General features: G+C 64.1%; 1 protein-coding gene. It reads left to right on the top strand.

What is annotated here, in order from left to right; translation table 11 throughout:
• On the top strand, positions 1-448 hold a 448-nt coding region (locus tag J5M71_RS28450), incomplete at both ends, for a hypothetical protein (RefSeq protein WP_207838977.1).

Here is a 448-nt window from a genome sequence, read left to right on the forward strand (position 1 = left end):
GTGGTGCGCAACCGCCGTCTCAACCAGCTTGTCAAGGACCTTGACCTGAACGTCACTCTCGAAGACGCCGCATTCACCCCCGACCTGGATGCACTCAACACCTTCTTCGACGAAGTAGAGTTCCGCACCATCCGCAAGCGTGCAGCCGACACCCTCGGCCCCATCGTGCGCGCCGCAGGCTCCACAAGTTCAGCCGCAGAAGCAGGGGAGGAGGGTGCAACCAAGAAGGCACCCACAGGCCCCGTCTACGCACCCATTGCTACCAGCGCACCCACCAAAAACGCAGACGCAGCGGCATTCCGCGCCTTCTGCGCCGCCGCAGCCGAAGAAAACTACGGTAGTGACGAACAGGACGCGCCCATTGCCGTACCCGAACGCCTCGAAGGTGCCGTGACCCTCTACCCGGTCACCAACCTGCCCGTAGCGCGCCCCGCCATCGGCGATGCAC

It is taken from the genome of Pseudomonas sp. 43(2021) (assembly GCF_017490805.1).
Classification (GTDB): domain Bacteria; phylum Pseudomonadota; class Gammaproteobacteria; order Pseudomonadales; family Pseudomonadaceae; genus Aquipseudomonas.